Annotated in this window: 1 pseudogene; it reads right to left on the bottom strand. The window is 58.9% G+C overall.

The window, feature by feature from the left end:
• Positions 1-464, bottom strand: a pseudogene (locus AC3G2T_RS38840) (HNH endonuclease); the annotation flags it as partial.
• Positions 465-506 lie beyond the last annotated feature (42 nt).

Here is a 506-nt window from a genome sequence, read left to right as displayed (position 1 = left end):
CTCGCGCGAGTCCCCGCCTTCGGCATGCTGTACATGGCGCTGCCGGTCGCCGGTGCGAACGGGAACCAGTGCGCCTTGTCCTTCGACTGCTCGCGGTCCACGCTCAGATGCAGCTTCACCTGCTCGCCCTTGACCTCCAGCACTTCCCCTTCCAGCGAGATACCCGTCAACTTCTCGTTGTAGATAGGGCTCCTGCGAATCCCCTCTGCGCGTGACAAACGGTAACTGTACACGAATTGTCCGCGGTTCATGCGGCCCGCCACTTCGCTGACCACCATCCGTTTACCGCGGAATTCAAGCTCATCCCCTAGGGACAAGCGCTCCATGCTGTCTACCTCATAGTAAAAGAAATCCGTATCGTGCAGCCCTGCCTCATAACCGCCGGCCCGCTGAAAAGCCAGCAGGTCCTTACCCGCCTTATACGGCGTATCCTCCGGCAGACTGACGCTTTTCCCTTGCGGCATGCCAAAAAACAGCTTGGGCCTTGCTTCCAAGATATCACAGAC

The organism is Paenibacillus sp. sgz302191 (assembly GCF_057749925.1).
Note: the sequence above shows the minus strand (reverse complement) of the source record. Positions and strands in the feature narration are given on the sequence as shown.